The sequence below is a fragment of the Maribacter sp. 4G9 genome (assembly GCF_002742265.1).
Lineage (GTDB): Bacteria > Bacteroidota > Bacteroidia > Flavobacteriales > Flavobacteriaceae > Maribacter.
Map to the genome: position 1 here is coordinate 1 of NZ_MDGL01000067.1, position 23,328 is coordinate 23,328.

The following is a 23,328-nucleotide window of genomic DNA, read 5'->3' on the forward strand; positions in this document are numbered from 1 at the left end:
GGCACCTGTAGCCCCCGTCCCACTTTAGCCAGGCCAGATGCGACAGGCAGCTGTCCGTGTCCGGGAATTTCTCCATAAAGTCGAAAAGGGACATGCTCTTGAATCTTTGCTCCATGTTCTTGATGTTTGTTTCCCCGAATTTACTACTTCTATCGTTATTGATTAAGTACCTAAGTCAAAAACCTTAAAAGCACCAATTCCCAGAAATCAAACAGACCCCGATGTCATTGCAGGAAAAGAACTCTTTGAATCGGTACAATGTGCTGTCTGTCACACACCCACGTTGACCACAGGATTTTCCCCAATTGAATCGTTATCCTTTAGGGAATTTCATCCCTACACGGATTTGTTGTTACATGACATGGGGCCTGAATTGGATGATGGATTCACTGAAGGCAATGTCGAGACTTCTGAATGGAGAACCCCACCTCTATGGGGAATCGGTTTATCGGCCAATTCCCAAGGCGGGCAAATGTTCCTGTTACATGACGGAAGGGCTTCGAGCATTGAAGAGGCAATTGAATTGCACGGCGGTGAGGCCGATAATTCAAAAGCCCAGTATTTGTCCCTGACCCCAAAAGAAAAATCACAACTGATAAAATTCATTAATTCCCTATAGGTGCATAGAAAAGATTTTATTAAACAATTTGGATATCTGATTGCAGTCCTGCCAGCTTCCTCCGCTTTACTAAGTAGTTGCGCAGGCCTGTATTATGCATCCTTCGTTGAAGAAGGGGGAGTGCTAAGAGTATCAAAGGGTGAGTTTCAGCAGGTGAAAGGGGAAAAGCAGATTGAACGTGATTTTGTGGTCATCCAGGGTGATTCCATGCGATACCCCATCGGAATTTTCAAAACACAAAACAATGTTTATCTGGCCAGTTTGATGCAATGTACCCACAGGGGCTGTGAACTCAACATTGGCGGCGGCATATTCAATTGTCCATGTCATGGCAGTGAGTTCGACCGTTCGGGCAGGGTTTTAGAAGGGCCGGCCGAAGAAAACCTAAAATCATTTGAAACAACCGCCGATAATGAAAATATCTATGTGCATGTCTCGTAAAATATATGCAGCCCTTGCTTTAATGAACATTTGCGTTTCAACCCTAAGCTCGCAAACTAGCGATAGGGACAGTATCCGGGAATCGATGAATATGGATGCGGTTTATGACCGTCCGTTTTTGACTTTCGATAAATTTCCAGTCAATCTGGGTGGTTATCTAGAGGCGAACTCAATTTACAGTGTTGAGGACGGATTGTCGGAGGGGCTTTCTTTTCAGGCCCGAAGATTGACCCTTTTTGTCTCGGCTTCTATTTCAAAGCGCATTAAGTTTTTGACCGAATTGGAATTTGAAAACGGGACAGAGGAAATTGCCATTGAATTCGCCTCAATGGACATTGCTTTACACCCCTTGTTGAATCTTAGAGGAGGAATCGTACTGAATCCAATAGGGTCCTTTAACCAAAACCACGACGGTCCAAAATGGGAGTTTGTCGAGCGGCCCGATGTCAGCACCAATTTGTTGCCCGCCACTTTCTCCAATGCCGGATTTGGTATATATGGAAAGGCATATAAGGGAGCTTGGACCTTGGGCTATGAAGCATACCTCACCAATGGCTTTGATACAAGCATTATAGATAACGAGGAAGAAAGAACATTTTTGGCCGCAGTCAAGGAAAATTCCTCGCGATTCGAGGAGAATTTTAGCGACAATGCCCTCCTCAATGGAAAGTTCGCCATCAAGCATAGAAAATTAGGAGAATTGGGCATTTCCTATATGGGCGGGGCCTACAATAGGGAAGAAGTTGACGGGCTTCAGGTTGATACAAAATCAAGGAGGGTAGATGTTCTTGCCTTGGATTTAAATACTGCCATAAAAAAAACGGGAACAAGGTTTATCGGTGAGATGGCCTACATATGGGTCGATGTTCCGGACACTTTTACTCAACAATTCGGTGATCGACAAGTTGGTTTTTTTGTAGATATTGTCCAACCGGTACTAAAGACCGAAGTATTGGACTGGGAAGATGCCGTACTCAATCTATCGCTCAGAACGGATTATGTGGATTACAACATTGGCAGGTTTGCCCAGACCAATACGAATATTGGGGATGATTTATTCGCAATTACACCTGCAATAAGCTTTAGGCCTGCGCCACAGACCGTTCTAAGGATCAACTACAGATACCAGTGGCAACAGGATATCCTCAACAATCCAGCTTCAAGAACGGCTACATGGTATTTTGGGTTTAGTACCTATTTTTAATTGGTGGTCACAGCGGAAGATTCAAATGGCCATTGATTTCATTTTTTGATTAATGGTTGTAAAACACTTTCTAATACTAAGTTAATTTTCCTTGAGTATTTTCAAGAGTTAAGATAACGGAGTATGATACTGGGTTCCCATTTTCCAAGCTACGATTTTCAAATTATCCAGGCCAAAAAGCAAAGATGTTTTTAATTTTAGTAAATTCGTGTCTAATGCAAAAGCCAAATAAAATAGCGGCATTTTTCTTCTTAGGCGTGTTTAGCCTAATGATGCTGCATCAGGTTTTTCCGCATCAGCATCATCAGCACGAGCACTCGCATTCCCATTCCCTTTCCCATTCAGAAATAGCCCATACGGGCGAACATCATCATCACGATGATGATTCGCAGGAAAAGGAAGAATCCCCATACGGATTCTTTGGGTTTTTTATGGATATGCATATCCATTCCACGGTGTCCAGCGATATAGTCGTACTTGAAAGGAATACAATTGAGCAACAGACCGTTGTTGAAAAGGATGTTGTAAAAAACTCTCTTGAAACACAAAATATATTCTCAATTGAGTACAGGCAAAATAACAAACCGCCTGTCTATCATCCACCCAATAAACTTTGTAATCCCTACCTCTCATCCCTTGACTTACGAGGCCCACCATCTTTAGGTTAATCATTCAAGAGTACCTGTCTTTGTGATAGGTAATCTGCTATACTTTAAGATTAAACCTAAAATTTCGAACAATGAATAAATACATCGTGTCCGCAATTTGCGGATGCCTGTTCTTTGTTAGTGGTTTCTCACAGGATAAAAATATTGAGGAACTTCTCAACGAAATAGAACAGAATAATACAGAGCTAAAAAGCTATCAATCCTTTATGGAAAGCCAACAACTTGAAAACAAGAGCAACAACAATTTGCCCGACCCACAGTTTACGGCATTTTACCTGCCTTTTGGCGAGCATACATTTGGAGATTATTCCGAATATCAAATATCCCAATCCTTTGAGTTTCCTACGGTATATGGTTCACGCGGTAAATGGAACGAATTAAAGGCGATACAACTGCAAACTGCTTATGCAAAGAAAAGGCAGGAAATTTTATTGTACGCAAAAGAGTTGTTAATAGAACTTATTTTCCTGCAAAAACAGAAAGTTATTGGAACCGAAAGAAGAACCCAGGGCAAGCAGGTTTTCGACCAAATTAAAGAACTTTTCAATAAGGAGCAAGTTGGTATCTTGGATTTGAACAAAGCAAAAATTGCTTGGATTCAAGTACAGTTTGTCGTGGAACAGGTTGATAGCGATATTCAAATTTTGCTGTCCAAACTCAAAACCTTGAACGGTGGCAATGAAATCGATGGCATATCGACAGGAATTGCACTACCTATTGAAGTTGCTGCTGTGGAAGGTCTTTGGCAAGAAAAATCAAAAAAAGACCCTATGCTACAGGAATTAATGGCTAATGAATCTGCGTCGCTTCAAAAAGTCAAACTGGAGAAAAACAAGGTGTTGCCAAATCTTGCTCTTGGCTATAATCATCAAGGTGTTAGGGGTAACAATTTTTCCGGTTTCTATGGAGGTATTTCAATTCCGCTTTGGAACAGCAGGAACAAAGTAAAAGCTGCTGAAGCAAATTACGAGTTTCAGCAATCCAATACTGAAGTTGCCACTTCTCTGCTTTATGCAGAATTTCAGGAAAGCTATAATCGATACGAACTGATGCTCACAAAATATAATGAGTATCAATCCACTATAGGTAATTTAGATAGTGAGCAATTGCTTTTTAAAGCCTATCAATTGGGCGAGTATTCGTTTATGGATTATTACGTGGAGCTTCAGTTTTACCGAACAGCAAAAGATAAAATGTTGCAAATGGAAAAGGAACTGCAACTGCTGCAAACACAATTATTAAAACATCAATTATAAATTTTAAAAACATAAAATTATGAACATTTCAAAAATAATATTCGCAATTGCAATCGCCTCAACTTTTTTGGTAAGCTCTTGTAGGGATACGAAAACCGAAAGTACTGACGACCACGGCCACGAGCATAACGCTGATGGTAGCCATATGGACGATGAAGCCATCGAACAGGAAGAGTATAAGGTAGGAACCGATTCTATGGAAACAAAAACGGATGACCACGGGCACGACCACAATAAAGACGGTAATCATTCGGATGATAATTCCGGAACCCACAAACACGATGATGGTGCAGAACACCACGACCATTAAAAAAATAATAGATATAAAAGATGAAATATATTTTAATAGTGCTCGCCTTTTTGGCAATGTCCTGTAACAACAAGGCACAAGATGCACACGCACACAATGAAGATGGTAGCCACGTGGGAGAAGAAATTCCACGCCTATCCCATTCCCTTTGGACAGATAAAACCGAACTGTTTGTAGAATTTCCAGCCTTAATAATAGGCAATCCGAGTAGATTTGCAGCCCATTTTACGGTTTTGGACAAGCATCAGCCTGTTCGGGAAGGTTCGGTTACCGTCAGTTTGATAAAAGGCGATGAAGGCATTCGCAATACGGCCGAAGCACCTTCATCGCCAGGTATATTTTCGCCTGCCATCCAACCTAAAGAAGCAGGTATGTATCAACTTGTTTTTGAACTGAAAACACCAGACTATTCAGATAAAATAACGATTGATGATGTTACGGTATATGCCAATGCAGACGAAGCCATAAAAGCTTTGGGTACTGCCGAAGATGATGGGAGCATTTCGTTCTTAAAGGAGCAGGCTTGGAAAATCGATTTTCAAACGGCGCCTGTTGTTTCAGGCAAAATTTACGATATCATCAACACGTCCGGAGTTTGGATGCCCTCGCCCGGCTCTGTAAAGTCCTTGGCAGCAAAGTCCAATGGTGTGGTAGATTTTAAAGTAAGCAACCTTACGGAAGGCACAGCGGTTAAGAAAGGCGAGCTCTTAATGAGTTTGAACAGTCAGGGTTTGGCATCCAACAATTTGAGCACCGATATCGCTTCCGCGAGAGCGAAATTCCAACAGGCCAAATCTGAATACGACCGAAAGAAAGAGCTCTACGATTCTAAAATCGTCCCAAAATCTGAATTCGAGAAAGTAGAGAGCAATTTTGAGATTGCCAAAGCCAACTATCAATCATTGGTATCGGGCGTTTCTGGAGGCAGCAAACAAATTCGAGCGCCTTTTGACGGCTTTATCAAATCCATAACGGTTTCCAATGGTGATTACGTAGAACAAGGCGTGGCACTTGTAAATATTGGAACGCATCAATCCAAAGTTTTAAATGCACAGGTAGCACCCAACTACGGACTAACAATGGAGAACGTACAGGGCATTTGGTATCAAACTAGAGATGGGCAATGGAAAAGTGTAACCGAAGCAGATGGCAAAATTCTTTCAATTGGTAAAAATGTAGAACGTGAAAACCCGTTGATTTCAGTTTTTGCGCAAGTAAATGCAGAGGTCGATATGCCAGAGGGAAGTTTAACGCCCGTGCAAATTGCAATGGGAAATGCGACCCAAAATACTATGATTCCTGTGAATGCCCTATTGGAAGATTATGGAAGCTATTCTGTTATCGTGCAACGTTCGGGCGAAAGTTTTGAAAGGCGGCCCGTGAAAATAGGAAAACGCAATGGCGAAAATGTAGAAATAGTGCAAGGCTTGCAAGTAGGCGAAGTGGTGGTAACCACAGGAGCATATCAAGTTAAAATGGCTTCAATGTCCGGTTCTACACCCGCACACGGTCACGAACATTAAAAACGAAGAGAAATGTTAAACAAAATATTATCAATTTCACTTCAAAACAGATTGCTCATTCTATTGGGAGCGGTTGCATTGAGTGTATTGGGTATTTATTATGCCCGAACGATGAATGTAGATGTTTTCCCAGACCTTACAGCACCTACGGTAACAATCCTTACCGAAGCGCACGGAATGGAATCTGAAGAAGTTGAGAAATTAGTGACCTATCAATTGGAAACAGCCTTGAACGGTTCGCCAAATGTAAGACGGATCCGTTCGTCATCAGCAGCGGGAATTTCCATTGTTTGGGTAGAATTTGAATGGGGAACCGATATTTATCGTGCACGACAAATCGTAAGCGAACGCATCCCAATGGTTCGCGAAAATTTGCCCGAAGGTATCGGCGCACCTACAATGGCACCTATTTCATCCATTATGGGCGAAATAATGTTATTGGGCGTAACGTCCGATAGCCTATCACCAATGGAATTAAGAACCTTATCGGATTGGACAATTCGCCCACGAATCAAGGCTATTGGTGGTATTGCCAATGTGGTAGTCATAGGTGGCGATTACAAACAATACCAAGTATTTGCCAATCCTGAAAAGATGAAGCATTATGATGTAAGCCTTTCCGAATTGGTAGAACAGGTTAAGGAAGCAAACACTAATGCGCCTGGTGGGGTTATAAACCAATATGGAAATCAATATATCATAAAGGGTAGCGGTAGAGCGTATGTACTGGAAGATTTACGGGAAGCCGTCCTAAAGCAAGTGAACGGTCAAACCATCAAAATTAAGGATGTGGCAACGGTCCAAATTGGAGCCGCCGATAAGATTGGGGATGGTTCCTTGAATGCAAATCCTGCGGTAATTCTGACCATTTCAAAACAACCCGATGTCAACACGTTGGAACTGACAGACCGATTGGATGAAGCCATCGCCGATTTGGAAAAAACCTTGCCAAAAGGTGTCAATATCAAAAGTCAAATCTTTAGACAGTCCGATTTTATTGATGCTTCCATTAGCAATCTAAATATGACCCTTTTAGAAGGTGCTTTTTTCGTAATGATTATCCTGTTCATCTTTCTAATGAATTGGAGAACGACGCTAATTTCCTTGTTGGCGATTCCTATCTCATTATTGGTGTCCATCATCATTTTGAAGTGGTTGGGCTACACCATTAACACGATGAGTTTGGGGGGTATGGCCATTGCGATTGGTGCATTGGTGGACGATGCCATTATTGATGTGGAAAACGTCTATAAACGCCTTCGCGAAAATATCAGAAAACCCAAGGCAGAGCGTCAATCCACAATTAAGGTTGTGCGAGATGCTTCCGTGGAAATACGAAGTTCTATCATTATCGCTACGCTTATCATTATCGTTTCCTTTGTCCCCTTGTTCTTTTTAAGCGGAATGGAAGGCCGTTTATTACAACCGCTGGGAATCGCATTCGTTACTTCTGTTTTAACCTCATTGATTGTCGCTGTAACCGTAACCCCAATTTTGTGTTCCTATTTATTGAACAATGAAAAATTGTTGAAGAAACAATCCGAAGGAACCCGTGTGGAGCGGTGGTTACAGAAACATTATGGCAACCTCTTGGAACGTGCGACCAAAATCCCAAAAACCATTATTGGAACTACAGTAATTGCCTTTATCACAAGTCTTTTAGTGTTAACGCAATTGGGAAGAAGTTTTCTGCCGGAATTCAATGAAGGTTCTTTGGTAATCAGTGTGGTCGGTCCACCGGGAATGTCTTTGGAAGAAAGCAATAAGACAGGTAAGCTGATAGAGACCCTATTACTCGATATGCCCGAGGTGGAAGTGGTAACACGAAGACAGGGACGTGCCGAACTGGACGAACACGCACAAGGTGTTAACGCTTCGGAAATTGATGTTCCTTTTGTTCTCGAAGACAAAACCAAGGAAGAATTTTTTGAGGAAGTCCGAAATAAATTGAGCATCGCACCTGGTGTCAATATTACATTGGGACAGCCCATCGCACACCGTATAGACCATATGCTTTCGGGGACACGTGCCAACATTGCCATAAAAATATTCGGTTCAGACTTACAACGTTTGTTCGAGGTGGGTAAAAGCGTGGAACAGAACATCAAGGATATTGATGGATTGGCAGACGTTGCAGTTGATCAACAAATTGAAGTGCCACAAATACGTATCAAGCCTAAACGCCAAATTCTCTCGGCCTATGGAATGACCGTGGGTAATTTAATGGAACAGGTAGATATTGCTTTTGCAGGCGAAGAGGCTGGCGAGATTTATGAAGGGCAACAGTATTTTGATTTGGTGGTTCGCTATGAAAAACCGTTTCGGGATAATATTGAAACCATCGGGAATACTTTAATCAGTTTACCGAATGAAGGTCAGACCACTTTGGGCGAACTGGCAACCGTTCAGTCCGTAAGCAGTCCAAACACAATTAATCGAGAAGATGTACAACGTAAAATCGTTGTCGCTGCCAATGTTCAGGGCAGGGATTTGAGGAGTGCCGTGGAGGAAATACAAGAAGTGGTTTCCAGTAATGTGAATATGCCAGAAGGCTACCGTGTCCAATATGGCGGACAGTTTGAGAGTGAGTCCAAGGCATCACAGTTACTTTTGATAACCGCCATCATTGCCATAGCGATTATTTTTCTGTTACTCTATTATGAATTCAAGGATGTAAAACTGGCATTCGTAGTATTGATAAATCTGCCTTTGGCTTTAATTGGGGGTATCTTGATTGTGTATTTCACATCAGGAATCATCAGCATTGCAGCAACCATTGGTTTTATCAGCCTTTTCGGAATCGCTACACGTAACGGTATTTTATTGGTATCACGATATGAAGATTTAAGAAAGGAAGGCAAACAAGGGTTTCTTCTAATTAAAGCAGGAGCTTTGGATAGATTGAATCCAATTTTGATGACAGCCTTTACCACAGGTCTGGCACTGATACCATTGGCCTTAAAAGGTGGCGAACCGGGAAGTGAAATACAAAGCCCAATGGCAGTTGTTATTTTGGGTGGTTTGTTATCGGCTACGGTTTTAAATTTGGTGGTAATTCCTTGTGTTTATCAATTGATGGTTTCAAGAAATAAATAGTTTTGTAGTAATCCTCTTAATCAAAAGGGGGTTGCAACATTAAATATATTTAAGCATTTGCTTAAATAATTATATTAATATATCTTTGTCAAAAATTGTATTATGGCACTTGAATTAAGTTGTACACGCGCCGAGGCCGACCAAAAGCAGCTAATGCGTTGTCGGGAAACCTTGGGAACAAACTCAGAGGCAATTTCCGAAATCAGCAAAATACTCGCGCTGGCCTGTAACGACACACGGTTAAAGATATTATTCCTGTTATATGAGGAAGGTGAGCTTTGTCCCTGCGATTTTGCCGATATACTTGAAATGAGCGTCCCCGCGATCTCACAGCACATACGTAAAATGAAGGATGTGGGATTGATTACTTCGAGACGTGAAGGGCAAACCCTGTATTATTCATTGGTCCAGAATCATAACGAAGTATTGGACAATGTATTTACCAAAATTCAGAAAAACAAAAAGGTAGCATAAAATGGAAACAGGAAAAACCTCGAACAAGGTCGCCTATGCAGGAATATTGACGGCCATAGCGGCATCAATATGTTGTATAACCCCGGTTTTGGCTTTGATTGCGGGAACTAGCGGAATCGCATCCACCTTTTCTTGGGTAGAACCTTTTAGACCTTATCTCATTGGTCTAACAGTTTTGGTGCTTGCTTTTGCCTGGTACCAAAAGCTAAAGCCAAAAACACAGCACGAAATTGATTGCGCCTGTGAAGATGAAGGGAAACCTTCCTTTCTGCAATCAAAAAAATTCTTGCTCGTTGTAACGCTCTTTGCGGCGTTAATGCTGGCATTTCCTTATTACTCCGGAATTTTTTATGCCCAACCCTCAAAGGACATCGTATATGTGCAGCAGGAAAGTATTGTTGAGAAAACCTTTACAGTGGAAGGAATGACCTGTACGGGTTGCGAAAACCACGTAGAGAGCGAGGTCAACAAGTTGGATGGTATACTTTCCGTGAAGGCCAGCTATGAAGAGGGCAGTACAATAGTCAAATATGACAGTACCAAAGTTACCGAGGAACTAATCATAAAAGCCATCAACGGCACTGGTTATAAAGTAACGGAAAACAATGGGTGAGGCCGTGACTAAAAAATTCGATGTCTTTGTTATCGGTTCGGGTATGGCCGGTATGACCATAGCCAACAGATGTGCCTCAAAAGGGCTTTCGGTCGGGATTACCGACGAACTGCCCTATGGCGGTACTTGCGCACTGCGCGGTTGCGACCCCAAAAAAGTGATTATCGGCGCAACGGAAGTGCGTGATTTTGCAAAAAGACTGAAAGGAAAGGGCATTGATGAAATTCCCGAAATCAATTGGCAGGATATAATGGCATTCAAGCAGACCTTTGTTGACGAAATGCCGCCGAAGATTGAGAAAGGCTACAAGAAAAATGGCATCGAAACCTTTCATGCTTCTGTAAAATTCGTTGACAATGACACGCTTCAAGTGGGGCAAGAAACGATTCAGGCAGATAAAATTGTAGTGGCAACCGGCTCAAAACCTAAAGTTTTGGATTTCGAAGGCGGGGAACTTGCCCTGACCAGTACCGATTTTCTGAATTTAAAGAAATTGCCCAAATCTTTATTGTTTATCGGAGGCGGTTACATAGCCTTTGAATTTGCCCATATCGCCGCTCGCTCCGGTGCCAATGTTACGATAGTGCACCGAGGCGAAAGGCCCCTGGAAAATTTTGACCCCGATATAGTTTCACATCTTGCTACGGCAACCGAGGATTTGGGAGTAAACTTGGTTCTGGAAACTGAAGTGACCAAAATTGAAAAAATCGATAAAGGCTATTTAATTAGTGGCACTACCAACGGGAACGTGAATCAATTTGAAGTGGAAGCCGTATTCAATTCGGCCGGAAGGCCTCCCGCTATTTTCGATTTGGAGTTGGAAAGAGCAAATGTCGCCTATTCCAATAAAGGGATTTCGGTCAACAAATACCTTCAGAGCACTTCAAATCCCAATGTGTACGCCGCAGGGGATGCAGCGGAAACGGAAGGATTGGCTTTGACACCCGTGGCCGTAATGGAGGGACACGTAGTATCTTCCAATATCCTAAAGGGAAATTCCAAAGAAGTGGATTATCCCCCGATGCCGACGGTGGTATTCACCTTGCCTACAATGGCATCCGTCGGAATGACAGAAACCGAGGCCAAAAACAGTGGTCTTGAATTTAGGGTAAACTATGATAAGGTTGATGATTGGTTCAACGCAAGGCGTCTGAATGTCGAAGAATATGCATACAAGACAATAATTGACAAAAATAACGGTACGGTTCTAGGGGCACATCTTATCGGGCCACACTGTGAGGAGACTGTTAACCTATTCGCGATGGCAATAAAGACCAAAATGACCGTAAACGATTTAAGGACGATGGTGTTTGCCTATCCGACCATGGCCTCTGACCTAACCTATATGCTTTAAAATTCAAATATGGAAACGATATTAAAATCTACCATTACTTGCCCAAAGTGCAGTTTTAAAAAAGAGGAAGAAATGCCTACAACGGCCTGTCAATTCTTCTATGAATGTGATAATTGCAAAGAAATCATAAGACCAAAAGAAGGTGATTGTTGTGTCTATTGCTCATATGGAACCGTAGCCTGCCCACCAATTCAGGAAGGCTCTGGTTGTTGCTAAATAATTTCAGGATAAATTTGCAGACCACCCCCAAGACAGTTATATATTGACAAAAATTTAAGACCAATGATACCGAGAGATTTAAGTAAAGATATTAAAACAAGGCTTCAGGGCATCAGTGGGCAACTTGGAGGTCTCATTAAAATGCTTGATGAGGATGCCGACCCCGACAAAATATTGATTCAATTTAAAGCAGCGCAAAAAGGACTTGATAAAGCGCACTTCCTTTTATTGGATGAAACCTACCGAAAGGCACTGGCCATAAAAATCTCCGAAACCGTGGAAGCCTGTCCTGGTGATTGTGGTAATGAAGATCGGATTGAATTTATACGAAAACGATTCCCTAATTTGGGACTCGATTCGCTTACCTCTAAAATGAAGGAAATTGATGCACTTCACAAGAGGCTTGACATTGACAAAAATCAGGAACGGTAGTTGGTAAATCCGATCTTCAGCGACTATTTTTGTAATATATTTTGATGAAATCCAAATTTAATCCCAAATAAAGATTGCCTAAAATTTAAGTTGCAGGAGCGCATAGAAGGTACGTGGTAAACTTGGTATGATCCCCGGACCCGGATAACCTGTAGCCCGGCGCGTAAAATAGCTTTCGTCCAAAACATTGTTGATCCCTGCCTCCAGTTTAAACCGATTGTAGGTGTAGGAAAAGGAAAGGTCCAAAATGTCATAGGCAGGTATCTCGCCTACAATACCACTCTGGCTTTCAAAATCCCTGGGTGAATTAGTCGCATCGGTAAACTGTTGGCCCAAATAAGTATATTGCAAACTCCCCAAAAAGTCTTTATAACCAAAATTTAATCCTGTTTTTAGGTTAATGCCGGGAATAAACTCGACTTTTTTACCCCTTACATTATTTTCTTGGGAAGCCGTATATTTTGAATCTGTTAGGGCCAGATTGACAAAAGTACCGAGCTTGATATCATTTTTTTCTGTGGATAGGGTTTCCCATATATTCCAGTCCACAAAACTTTCAACGCCATAGGAAACGGCATCGCCTATGTTCCCTCTAAACCGCTCCTGCTGGATATCACTTACTTCCCTTATTATAACTCCCAAACGGTCTTTGTAACTTAAAAAGAATGCACCCACATCATAGGAAATGTATTTCTTTATCCGCCCGCGAGCCCCTATATCAAAAGTATATCCTTGCTCATCTTTGATGTTGGGGTCTACGGTCAGTGACGGATTGGTAATTCTAATATCGTTAAAAGTAACCGAGCGGTAATTCTGACTTATATTCCCGTAAAGTTCTAGCGTTTTATGAGATTTATAACCCAACCCAACACCCAATAAAACAAAAGAACGTTCAAAATCACGGTTATCCGCCATCTCTTCGTTTAAGATGGGGTTACCTGCAATATCAAAGTTGATTCGCTTAAATGCGCCCCTACTTCTGGTCTTTATATATTCAAACCGTAGTCCGGGAGTTACCGAAAATTTTTCGGAGACCTTAAAGATATTTTCGGAAAACAGGGCAAGGTTCAAGTTCGGAAACCTAAAATCGCTTTGCCTTGGGTAGTTGGGATAGGTCTGTTCTTCAAAATTAAAATTGGCGTTGCTGCCGTTGCTGCCTGGACCCTGCCGTTCCGTATTATTGGATTGGTAGTACTTTCCACCAAAAAGCAACGAATTCTCTTTTCCGAAAAAATTATACCGCGTTAACAAACGGGCTTCTGCCCCCCAATTGTTAAAATTACCTACTATCAATTCCCGTGGAGCCTCCAGATCATCTTCCTGTGAAACCCTGTTTTCGCGAAAACCAACCGATTTCCTATAGGCATCCAGGGCAAAGAGGTTGAGGCTTAAATCGGTTTTATTATCAAAAGCGTGTTCCAAGCGGATTGAGTATAGTTTCCAATCAACATTGAACCAATTACGTGTTCGGTTGCTAAAGCTTGGATCTTGTTCAAACTGTTTATCGGTAAGACCACCTGGTTGTTGCGCTAGATAATTTAAATAGCTTGCTTCAAAGGAAATGGCGGTTCTTTCTGTAAGGGAATAATCCAAATGTGCGTATCCATTGAAGGATTCAAACTGCGAATTGGGACGAAAACTTTTTCCTTTTTTATAGTTGAAAAAGGTATAATAACCGACTTTTCCCAAGGCTCCACCTAAGCTATTAAAACTGGTGAACAAGTTATAAGAACCTAAGGATTGCCGGGATATCCACTCTATTTTCCTGTTGGAGTCGGGTTGTTTCAGCTTAAAATTAATAAGGCCTCCAAATTGTGTCCCGTACTGCAAAGAAGCTGCACCTCTTACCACTTCTATCTGTTCTATTGATTCTGGGGGTGGGGTATAGTAACTTTCAGGATACCCTAAAACATCGGCGGAAATATCGTAACCGTTCTGTCTGGTATTGAAGTTTGCACTGCGGTTGGGGTTGAGTCCACGCCCTCCAATGTTCAATTGCAGCCCGGCATCGTTGTTTTCATAGATATTGAGCCCGACCACTTGAGCGTAAATCTGCCTGGCATTCCCGCTGGCAAGATTAGCGGTAAGGTTACTTACCAGTACCACTTCGTTCTTCTTGCCAGCATAAATGGCAGTTCCCTCAACGTCCCTTAATCGTTTTAGGGCAAAAATGCGTTCTTTCCTTTGGGTAACCACTACTTCAGAAAGTTCTACGCCCAAAGATTCAAGTTCTAAGTGCAGCGAGGTATCACCAGAAATGCCGATTACGTGATCCCGTATGGCAAACTCGTACGCAAATACGGTAATAGTATAGGTTCCTTTAGGGATGTTCTGAAATTTGAAATCCCCAAAATCATTAGTGACGGTTGATTTTCTTAGGGAGGTGAGATACACTTCAGCATTTGGGACGGGTTCGTTGGAAGCTGCGGAAACTACTTTTCCCTGAACTACAAATTGTGCAAGCATCGCGGAACTGGTGAAAGCAAAAATTAGTGCCACAATTATATATCCCTTTTTTAAATACATTTTTCTGAATTGTTTAAAAACCTTTGATCTCATCCTTAAATTCCAATATCCAGTCCTTGGCTCCAAAGGACTCTTCCTGCTCCAATAAATTTACTTTTGGGTCAATATAAGGTTGGCTTAATCTGCCGTTGAGTGCTACATAACTTTCTACATAGACCGCTACATTTTTATGGCCCTGTGCTGTAAAATGTTTTCCGAGGAAATGGGCGTACTGAAGGATAAAATCGGGTTGGGTGCTCATCTGTTTTTCCTGAAATGTTGACAGAAAATCGGTATTGTCAACAAGGAAAGCTGCCTCCTTTTTTTTATCCACAATCTTAAATTGTGCATATCCAGCTTTTTCCATGAGCATTACGCGCCAAGAAAAGCGGTATCCCTCCTCGGTCCAAAAAAGCTCGTTTTTATAGAGCAGATAACGCCAAGGAAAAAGTAACTGAAAAGCAATAAACAAACCCACAATAAGCATTGGAGTCCTGGTTTTATTGCGATAGGTTTTATTGCGTATCCTTGCATCTGCTTTTTCCTTTTTAATCCTAAAAATAGTCGAAAGCGTTTTCAGTATTTTATGGTGGACTCCCGCATCGAAAAAAACGAGTGCGCTCACGATCATCACATAAGGGAACATACCTATGGGAAACAAGATGCGGGTCATCAAATGAAAAAATACCACCAGAGCGAAAGCTGACCAACGGGTGGGTTTATAAAATAACAAAAACGGTATTGCCAGGTCATAGGCCGCACCGCCCCAGCTAAAGGCATAGTGAAGCCATTCCCGCTGCATTAAGTTCCCCAACAGTGGCAGATCATATTGGGCCGGCAACCAAATCTTAAGCGGCATTGCCCGAATTAGCCAGTCGCTGTTCAATTTTGCCAAACCGGCGTAGAGATATACAAGTGCGATCAATAATTTTATGGCGTCAACGGTCCATCTGGGAACCTGTCCATAGGCCTTATCCCTATCCCGATGGGCATCCAATGAAAAGTAGGCATTTGCGGGGAGGAAGATCATTAAAAAACTAAGACAACTAATAAAATAGTAGTGGTTGAGGTAAGTGGTCTTATCCATCAACTCGATATAGGTAAAGCTTAAAAAGAAAAGTATGATCGCTATCCTGTATCGATACCCCAAGGCAACGCAGATTGCCGCAATACCGCAAATAAAGAACAATAAATAGGTGTAACCGCCCAAAGGCCGCACCCATTCAAACCCATAATATGAAAAAAAGAATTTGGGTTGAATGTAAAATTTATCGATCCAGCCATAGCTCCAAAAACGGACGATACCAACAAACATCATCAGTCCAAATAAAATACGGAAAGCCGCCAACGGGGCGGCATCTGTAGTTTTATTCCGGTATGCATTTATACGTGAAACCATGGACTAATCGCCATCGGCGTCTACATAATCCACATTTATGCTCAATGCCTGCAGCATATCCACTTTCAAGAGGATAACGTTGCGTTGTAGCTCATCATAGGTACTTAGCATTTTGGTGTTGTCGGTTTCAATCTGTAGGGCTAAATTATCGTTCAATTCGTTTGCCTGGGTATCCGCCGCATTGAACTGTGCATTGATAAGGCTACCTAGGTCCTCCCCGTTTTTAATACTGTTCAAAAAATCAAGATAGGTCTTAAAGCTTTCCCCGGTAGTATTGTTGTTAGAATATTTTCCGTTGAAAAAATCCTGGCTAGCCTTGATCGCCGTAAGTAACAGTTGTTTGGAAAAATCTTCTTTATAGCGGGCCTCTACATTTTCGGGTAGCGGTTGTTCAGAGAAAACACCTGCGGGTATTCCTACTTTGCCTGCGCGCAACGATTTTTCAAAATAGAAGATATAGTCGTTCGCCATTTTGTCAACAGATCCGGTTGCCGAAGAACTTGTATTTGCGACAAAACTGTCCCTAAAGCCTGCATTCCAATCATCGAGTATCATTGTGGTCAATTGCAGGATAGTTTCCGTTAGGGTGCCAAGATAATTTTTATAGCCCTGGGCATTGCCGTTCGTATTATAGAAGCTTACTATTTCAATATCTGTTCCGGCAAGGCCATTGATGAGATAATCTATAGCCGGAAAACCCTGTGCATCTATTGTTGACGGCAAGGCCAGATCGTAGGATTCGGCTGCTATAAAATTTTCTATTTTTTCGGTGTTTGACGGGTAAATATTCAAGCGGTTCCTGTACCGTATCTCTTCGGCCTTGCCTATTTCGAACATAGAGACCTTTTGAAAGGAAATGTAGGCAGTTGTCCACGAGGCGCGCAAACTCTGTAGCGTTGCCTCTGTCGGCCCATTTGTAAAGGCTGTTGCGGCATTGTTCAAGCTTTCTGCCTCTGTTTTAAAGGAAGTATAAGTGGGGACAATGATGTTATCTGCCCAATTTACGAGCATGGCGCCACGGTCAAAACCAGATTTGGGCGGTGCTATGGTCCCGGTCCCATCATCTTTTGAACAGGCGAATAACAGGAATCCAATACAGATAAAGCTCCAAAGTTTCATAACTATTTTTTTTGATTTTGGACCAACCGATTTGTCCTTTGTTGGGAAATCGGTTGATCCGGTTAATTCAACTTTTATTTAATTTGCGCTGGCTGCCTCGGTGACCGTGAAGTCGAATTTAGCGGCAATAGCTTCAGAAATACCGTCCACTGTTGATGGTTGAAGGTCCCAAAAACCATTGGGGCCATCTGCCAAGAGATCAGACGTAAAACCATCGACCTCGCTTTTGCTGAACAAGGAAGTACCCGTGTCCGGATTTCTAGTGAACCGTAAACTGAAAACAAAACCGTAGCCTTCGGAAAGGTTTTGGAATGCGGCCCCAAAATCCCCAATTGCGAGCAAATCTTTCCCTTGTTGGAGATAATATACGGAACGGATGGCGATGACCTCGGATATTTTTTGCTGTATAATGGCAGCTTGGGCGTCCCGCAGGGCATAATCTTTTGCCACTATGGCGGCACGGCCCAATTTAAAGGCGTCAAAAATGTCAGCAGCAATGGTAGAGAAATCCGGATCCCCGTTTACCGTGCCCACATAATCATTTAAAAAACTATCATCACTCCCAATGGTTGTGTTGGGGCTGGCCGGTTCAACAGATGTTCCGTAAAGATATCCATAGGCCTCGTCCCAATTATGTTCCATCGTGGTGAAGGCCTCTCCTTCTTCCGTGATCCCATTATCATTGTCCGCTACTTTGTTGTCAGCATCAAGAACAGCGGGGCTGAGATAATTGTTGAGCATTTGATCCGCCATGAGGGCGCCGATAAGACTTTTTGCGAAGATTTGCTTGTACACTAGGCCATTGGCGTTAACATAACGGGTTTTGGTACCATCGGCAAGTTGACCGGCACTGCCGGCTGCTGCCAAGACATCCTTATTAGGGAATACCTCATTGACTTGGCCTGAAATATAGCTGTCAAACAAAGCTTTGATCGCTGCCGCTTCTGTGGCATTGGCACTAAAATAATCTTGGGAAGCTGCGGTCTTGCTGCGTACATTTTTATCTGATGAATTTAAAACATTATCCGAAAAATCGGAGTTTCCTTGCTGGTGTGCATACATTGCCTGCAAGGATACTTCAGTCGTGTTTTCGAAATCTGTAAAGGCATTCAGGATTTCTTCGGCCATTAAAATACGGGTGGTCTGGCCGCTAAAATCCACTGTGGATTGTCCGTTTCGCTCAAAGGTATAGTTTGCAGGTACCTCAAGGTTTGATGTTTCAGTAATCGGGTCGTCATCAGAAGAACACGATGCAAGAATAAGGCTCCCTATAATAGCGGTAAAAAACAATTTTTTCATCTTTAAATTTATTTAGACTTAATATAAGTAAGTGATTATTTCGGCGACAAAAATAGAAATCAAAACGGAAAGAACAAACTTTATTTAGATTAAATATAAATAACAAATCATTTTTAACACGTGACGGCAGCAGTGTAAAATGGAACTTTCCAAAAACACTCAAAGTATTTTTCAAAAAAGCTTAAAACCGTATTTGAAAATGAAGGACGCTTTTGTTGACAGCGACGCAATAAACACTTCCGCTTTCGCAAAAGAAACACTGGAAGAAATCCAACTTATTCGGGAATCGGAATTGGGGACTATGGAAAAATCGCACGTTGCTAAAATCAAAAAGATGTTGGGGGCCATTTCCGAGAACGATGACATTGAGAACCAACGTAGCCACTTTGTGTTATTGAATCAGAATATGGTTCCCATTGTAATGAATATTGATAATATAGACCCAAAAGTCTTTATCCAAAAATGTCCAATGGCAAATAATAACAAGGGTGCATTTTGGATAAGTGCAGATACCGAAATACGAAATCCTTATTACGGGGATGCTATGCTTACTTGCGGAAGTGTGATTGATACGGTACAGTAAATCCCTCAAAAAGCATCTAAATAACTATAAAATTATTTTTTTTAATGCGACAGGCCATTTTCAGAATGCCTGCCCCTGTGCCTGCGGAAGTTAAAAACCCTTCGCCTCCAAGCCTGACCGAGCGAGCAAGCTGCGCTGGCTCGCACTCGGTCGTCTTTCCGGCTTCGGCTTTTAAACATCCTCAGCACCGCGCATAAAAGCATGGAGGCGCAAAAAAGCGCTCCATGCATTTATCTTGCCTACGCACAATTAATTTTGGAAATTCTTGTTTAAAATGTGTAATCCTTATTGATATATTTGTAGTAATCCTAGGCCAATTCCAATGAAACCAAATATTTTCATCTTTCTTGCATTCCCGATGCTACTATTTTTTTCGTGCAATAGCGATGATGACAGTGTCGCGGAATCGGATAGAGACCAAGCCTTGTTGGGTCAATGGGAATATGAGGCGATTGATTCCAATACGGCCGTGGACATCAACGGTGACGGTACGGTCAATGTAGACCTGTTCAACACCAACGAAATACGCCAATGCTTAAAGGATAATCTCACTTTCTTCAGCTCTCGGGGAGCTGAAGAAAAAGGTGCTTTTTCTATTAATGAGAACGGACTGTCCTGTGGGGAAGTACCCGCATTTCAAAATGTCGAGGACGATAGTTACGAACTAATTGACAACCGGATTATACGATTTGATAATCGTAACGATTGGATTATCGTGGAGTTTAGCCAAAACCGATTGGTAGTCGACCAAGAGGATTTTCTGGATGATCAGGACGTAGTGATTACCTATACTTTCAAGAGAAGCTAGTTTTAGTTATGTTTAGCTTACTGCATTAAAAGTGCTCTTGAGCCTCAAACTCTGACCACTCTCCCCGTCACTTTATCACTCCATTGGCCATTGGTATCCCTGACCCTGACCTCAAAGTCCTGATCAAGATATTTCAAACGGCTTTCTCGGGGTTCCTCTTCCAACATGAAATATCGATACACTCCACTGCCCGTGGCTTCGTTGTAATTGAACAATCGGGTATCCCATCGGTTGGTACTCCGGTTGAATATCCTGATTTCCACCTGGTCCAGCGTAGCACCGCCATAGGCCTCCGAGCACCCGATATCAAAACAGGTATAGATCCTGACTTGATAATCACAACCGTTCAATCCTCCGCAACTGACATTGTGCTTTTCCCCTTTGACCAATGCCACGGGCCTTCCTAAAGTGTCAACAAATGTGCTTCCGCTTTTGGAGTGTCCTGTTGAGTTCTCCACCTCAAAATCAATGGTAAACGTATTTGGGGTCTCTGGATAGAAAGTAAGGTTGGTACTACCATAATTCAATGGAATTGTTTCCCCCTCATCATATCTATTTCCGCCATAAAAGAAATAACCGACACGGTTTCCATTGAAAGAAAATGTCATTTGATAGGTCACCGCCGGATCATGGGTGCCAATGGCATTGGTAATGACCGTGATGTTAAAGGGTTCTTCTTCCAAACGTTCTCCGGGAGCCTGACTAACGGTTAACTCGAAAGGTTCCTCGTACCTTTCATAGTTGATATTGACATTGGCCGTTTTTTCCACATCTGATGAGGAGCGCACCGTAAAAGTGATGTTATGGTTGCCTTCGGTCATTCCGACATACTTTCCCGAAAATGCCCCAACGGGTACATCAAAACTTTCCCCAGCGGAATAGCTTGTGCCCGCATATTCAAAAGAACCGTTGTTACCATTTGCCGAAAAATACATCACGTAGGTGTCCCCACCGATTCCGATTTCGGAAATATTGAAGTTAACATCCACCTGTTCCCCGATATAGGCCTGCTGCAATGTGCCCGATGCGGTAAAGGTGTAATCCTTGGCCGCAACGTTTACCGTTATATCCACGGTTTTCTCCAATCCGGTATCGTTTCGGACCGTGAAAGCCATTCGAACGGTACTTTCATTGGTACCTTCGAGCGTCCAGTTAAAGTTGCCCGTATTAACATCATAACTGTTCCCAGGGCTTACCTCTATACCATTGTTGTCCCTGATGAGCGCATTGCCGTTCATACTGAAACGCATCGTGTAATCCGAAGACCCGACACTTTCCGAAATATTAAAATTGAGGCCAGTGGTTTCCCCTACGGTTATGTCCGATTTTTGGGTGCCCCCGGTAAAGGTAAAATCGACCTGGTCAAAAGTGATGGTAGTGTTGGCCGTTCGGGTAACGTCCGATCCCGATTCGACACTGAGAACGATATTATGCTGTCCGGGTTCCGATCCGGTATAGGAAATATTGTTGACCCCGGCACCCAAAGGAAATTGTTCCCCCGGACCATAGGTTATACCATTAATGGACATCGACCCGTTTTGACTAGAAGAAAAGAAAGCCGTGTAACTGTCGTTCGCTCCGTCGGGAACTTCGTCGATATCCACGATCATACCCACCGGAATGTTGGAAAACTCAGTAGCCTTGGACGGGGTCATATTGACCGTAAAGTCGTTGTTGCCAACGACAACGGTAACCTTATCTTCAAGAATCTGACCGTTGCTGTCACGAAGCAAAAAAGTTATTTCGTAGGTTCCTGCCTGGTGCCCAACGAAATCATACGCAAAGCTTCCCGGACTTACCGAAAAATATTGGCTAGGGATTATGGGCGAATTCCCATTGTACAATTGTGCGTCACCACCTGAAATAAAGTAATTCAGTTCATAGGAAACTCCATCGTAATCCCCTTGTTCGATAAGGCTCAATGAAATCGTACCACGCTGGCCTACCAATACCTCGTTGCTATTGGCCGAGGCATTGAATTCCAGTTCAAGGGGATTGGCATCCAGATCGATCTCCACAGGTCCGACCGCTTGCCCGTAATTGTCCGTAACGAGAAAATTGATGCGATGCGGGCCCAAGGTTTCCGGCGTATAAAACAATGGGAAATTACCCAAGTCGACCGGATAGTCGGTATTGTTCCGGATCGTATTTCCATTGACCCCAGTAACCCTTCCGTTTCCTTCTTCTAGGTCATAGGTCAGGAAATAATCGATATTGGATGTGTTACCGTTCGATTTAATGTTGAAATTAAGCTGTGTCCGTTGGTTTACGAATACCTGGTTGCTTTCCGAATTTCCGCTAAAAGTGAAGGGAATGTTGGCAATCTCGATCTCGACACTGTCCCTTTTCCTCTGGCCATTGCTGTCTCGTATATCAAAATAGATTTTGCGCTGCCCCAATTCATCGTCCTCAAAAGTATAGTTATAATTGCCGGGATCAATGCCGCGAAAAGTCCCGGGGTCCATGACCCCGCCATTCTGGTCCCGTACGGTTCCCGCGCCTTGGCTATCGGAAGAAAAGGAATGGCTAATATCATAGGTAACTTCGCTTTCCCCTTCCTGTGTCTGCAAATCGATATTGATTGCCAGGTTGGTGTCCAGCTCCACCTGTGAGGATGCCGCGGTTGCCCTAAATGTGAAATTGACATTTCCCACCGTCAGCAGCAACTCGTTCATCAGGGATGCCCCATCGGGAGCCTTCGCAATCATGGTCAATTTGTGCTCGCCCAAGGTTTCTGGTAAGTAGCCAAATTCGGTAACGCCCTTGGGCAACTTGAAGGGGGTTCCAGCATCGTAGGTAACATCGTCCAAATGGAGTTTGCCCGAACCATCTTCCAGTTGGTAGGTAATCTCAAATTCTTCGGTCGAATCCCCATCCGGAGCAACCGTGTTCTTGTCCCGTAACAAGGTTACATTGACGGGGTTCCGGCTATTGATAATGAAATCCCCGGTACCCTTGCCCAAGAGAAAGCTGAAACTGGCGTACTTGACATTGTAGGCCAACTCCAACTCCTTTTGCAATCGGTTTGAATCCCAGGCTAATACCTTGACTTTGTGCATACCCGTATCGATGGGCATATAGCGGTAAGAAAGGTCAAAATCCTTGACGGGGATGGTATCGTTTTCGCGGATGGTATCGTTTTCCGTACCTAAATAATAGCCTTTTCCGTCAAGGATATTATATTTCATGAAATAGGAAACGGTAGAGACCATCCGTTCGGGTTCCAAGCTGAAATCCGTTCTTACAGCTTCAAATACAAAGCCGTTTTCCTCGTTCGTGCCATGAAAAGTAAAATCAAAGGAATCCTGCACTATTCCTTCAAAGTCCTTGCTACAGGCAATTATAAATATCATGCATAGCGAACCTATGGCGGCTATGCGTTGTGGGGTATTGAATTTCATAACGT

Annotated in this window: 19 protein-coding genes and 1 pseudogene; 15 read left to right on the plus strand and 5 right to left on the minus strand. The window is 42.7% G+C overall.

Annotated features, from left to right (window positions below):
- Window positions 1-187: 187 nt before the first annotated feature.
- From BFP75_RS09450 to BFP75_RS09510, 13 genes and pseudogenes are all read left to right on the plus strand, one after another.
- A pseudogene (locus BFP75_RS09450) lies at window positions 188-619 on the plus strand (di-heme oxidoredictase family protein); the annotation flags it as partial.
- Window positions 620-1,060, plus strand: coding sequence for a ubiquinol-cytochrome c reductase iron-sulfur subunit (locus BFP75_RS09455; protein WP_099545046.1), 441 nt, complete (start codon window positions 620-622; stop codon window positions 1,058-1,060).
- Window positions 1,050-2,264: a hypothetical protein gene (locus tag BFP75_RS09460; RefSeq protein WP_240531752.1), complete on the plus strand. Its 1,215-nt coding sequence runs from the start codon at window positions 1,050-1,052 to the stop codon at window positions 2,262-2,264. The genes BFP75_RS09455 and BFP75_RS09460 overlap by 11 nt, the downstream gene beginning before the upstream one ends.
- 215 nt (window positions 2,265-2,479) lie before the next feature.
- Window positions 2,480-2,932: a hypothetical protein gene (locus BFP75_RS09465; protein ID WP_099545047.1), complete on the plus strand. Its 453-nt coding sequence runs from the start codon at window positions 2,480-2,482 to the stop codon at window positions 2,930-2,932.
- A 71-nt stretch (window positions 2,933-3,003) separates the two neighbouring features.
- Window positions 3,004-4,188, plus strand: a complete 1,185-nt coding sequence (locus BFP75_RS09470) for a TolC family protein (protein ID WP_099545049.1) — start codon at window positions 3,004-3,006, stop codon at window positions 4,186-4,188.
- Window positions 4,189-4,207: 19 nt separating this feature from the next.
- Window positions 4,208-4,498, plus strand: coding sequence for a hypothetical protein (locus BFP75_RS09475; protein ID WP_099545051.1), 291 nt, complete (start codon window positions 4,208-4,210; stop codon window positions 4,496-4,498).
- Between the two features lie 20 nt (window positions 4,499-4,518).
- Window positions 4,519-6,021 carry an efflux RND transporter periplasmic adaptor subunit gene (locus tag BFP75_RS09480; protein ID WP_099545053.1) on the plus strand — a complete coding sequence of 501 codons (1,503 nt, stop codon included), beginning with the start codon at window positions 4,519-4,521 and terminating at the stop codon, window positions 6,019-6,021.
- Between the two features lie 12 nt (window positions 6,022-6,033).
- Window positions 6,034-9,117 carry an efflux RND transporter permease subunit gene (locus BFP75_RS09485; protein ID WP_099545054.1) on the plus strand — a complete coding sequence of 1,028 codons (3,084 nt, stop codon included), beginning with the start codon at window positions 6,034-6,036 and terminating at the stop codon, window positions 9,115-9,117.
- 102 nt (window positions 9,118-9,219) lie between these two features.
- The gene (locus tag BFP75_RS09490; RefSeq protein WP_099545056.1) at window positions 9,220-9,591 is read left to right on the plus strand and encodes an ArsR/SmtB family transcription factor; all 372 of its coding nucleotides are present in this window, start codon (window positions 9,220-9,222) and stop codon (window positions 9,589-9,591) included.
- Window position 9,592: 1 nt separating this feature from the next.
- The gene (gene merTP, locus BFP75_RS09495; protein WP_099545058.1) at window positions 9,593-10,204 is read left to right on the plus strand and encodes a mercuric transport protein MerTP; all 612 of its coding nucleotides are present in this window, start codon (window positions 9,593-9,595) and stop codon (window positions 10,202-10,204) included.
- A complete protein-coding gene (locus BFP75_RS09500; protein WP_099545060.1) occupies window positions 10,197-11,558 on the plus strand; it encodes a dihydrolipoyl dehydrogenase family protein in 1,362 nt (453 codons plus the stop codon). The genes merTP and BFP75_RS09500 overlap by 8 nt, the downstream gene beginning before the upstream one ends.
- 9 nt (window positions 11,559-11,567) lie before the next feature.
- Window positions 11,568-11,774 carry a GDCCVxC domain-containing (seleno)protein gene (locus tag BFP75_RS22380; protein WP_099545062.1) on the plus strand — a complete coding sequence of 69 codons (207 nt, stop codon included), beginning with the start codon at window positions 11,568-11,570 and terminating at the stop codon, window positions 11,772-11,774.
- Between the two features lie 66 nt (window positions 11,775-11,840).
- Window positions 11,841-12,209, plus strand: coding sequence for a metal-sensitive transcriptional regulator (locus tag BFP75_RS09510; protein ID WP_099545064.1), 369 nt, complete (start codon window positions 11,841-11,843; stop codon window positions 12,207-12,209).
- Window positions 12,210-12,287: 78 nt separating this feature from the next.
- On the opposite strand, the gene BFP75_RS09515 is transcribed toward BFP75_RS09510, so the two are convergent.
- From BFP75_RS09515 to BFP75_RS09530, 4 genes are all read right to left on the minus strand, one after another.
- Window positions 12,288-14,735: a TonB-dependent receptor gene (locus BFP75_RS09515; RefSeq protein ID WP_165776566.1), complete on the minus strand. Its 2,448-nt coding sequence runs from the start codon at window positions 14,733-14,735 to the stop codon at window positions 12,288-12,290.
- A 13-nt stretch (window positions 14,736-14,748) separates the two neighbouring features.
- Window positions 14,749-16,113, minus strand: a complete 1,365-nt coding sequence (locus tag BFP75_RS09520) for an HTTM domain-containing protein (RefSeq protein WP_099545066.1) — start codon at window positions 16,111-16,113, stop codon at window positions 14,749-14,751.
- Window positions 16,114-16,116: 3 nt separating this feature from the next.
- Window positions 16,117-17,232, minus strand: a complete 1,116-nt coding sequence (locus BFP75_RS09525; protein ID WP_099545068.1) for an imelysin family protein — start codon at window positions 17,230-17,232, stop codon at window positions 16,117-16,119.
- Between the two features lie 78 nt (window positions 17,233-17,310).
- A complete protein-coding gene (locus tag BFP75_RS09530; RefSeq protein WP_099545070.1) occupies window positions 17,311-18,531 on the minus strand; it encodes a DUF4856 domain-containing protein in 1,221 nt (406 codons plus the stop codon).
- A gap of 139 nt (window positions 18,532-18,670) precedes the next feature.
- Between BFP75_RS09530 and BFP75_RS09535 the strand changes: the two genes are divergently transcribed.
- Window positions 18,671-19,114, plus strand: a complete 444-nt coding sequence (locus tag BFP75_RS09535; RefSeq protein WP_099545071.1) for a DUF3347 domain-containing protein — start codon at window positions 18,671-18,673, stop codon at window positions 19,112-19,114.
- A gap of 358 nt (window positions 19,115-19,472) precedes the next feature.
- Window positions 19,473-19,922: a hypothetical protein gene (locus tag BFP75_RS09540; protein WP_123803374.1), complete on the plus strand. Its 450-nt coding sequence runs from the start codon at window positions 19,473-19,475 to the stop codon at window positions 19,920-19,922.
- 44 nt (window positions 19,923-19,966) lie between these two features.
- Here BFP75_RS09540 and BFP75_RS09545 read toward each other — a convergent pair whose 3' ends face one another.
- Window positions 19,967-23,323 (minus strand): TraQ conjugal transfer family protein, encoded by a 3,357-nt coding sequence (locus BFP75_RS09545; RefSeq protein WP_099545075.1) that lies wholly within the window; start codon window positions 23,321-23,323, stop codon window positions 19,967-19,969.
- Window positions 23,324-23,328 lie beyond the last annotated feature (5 nt).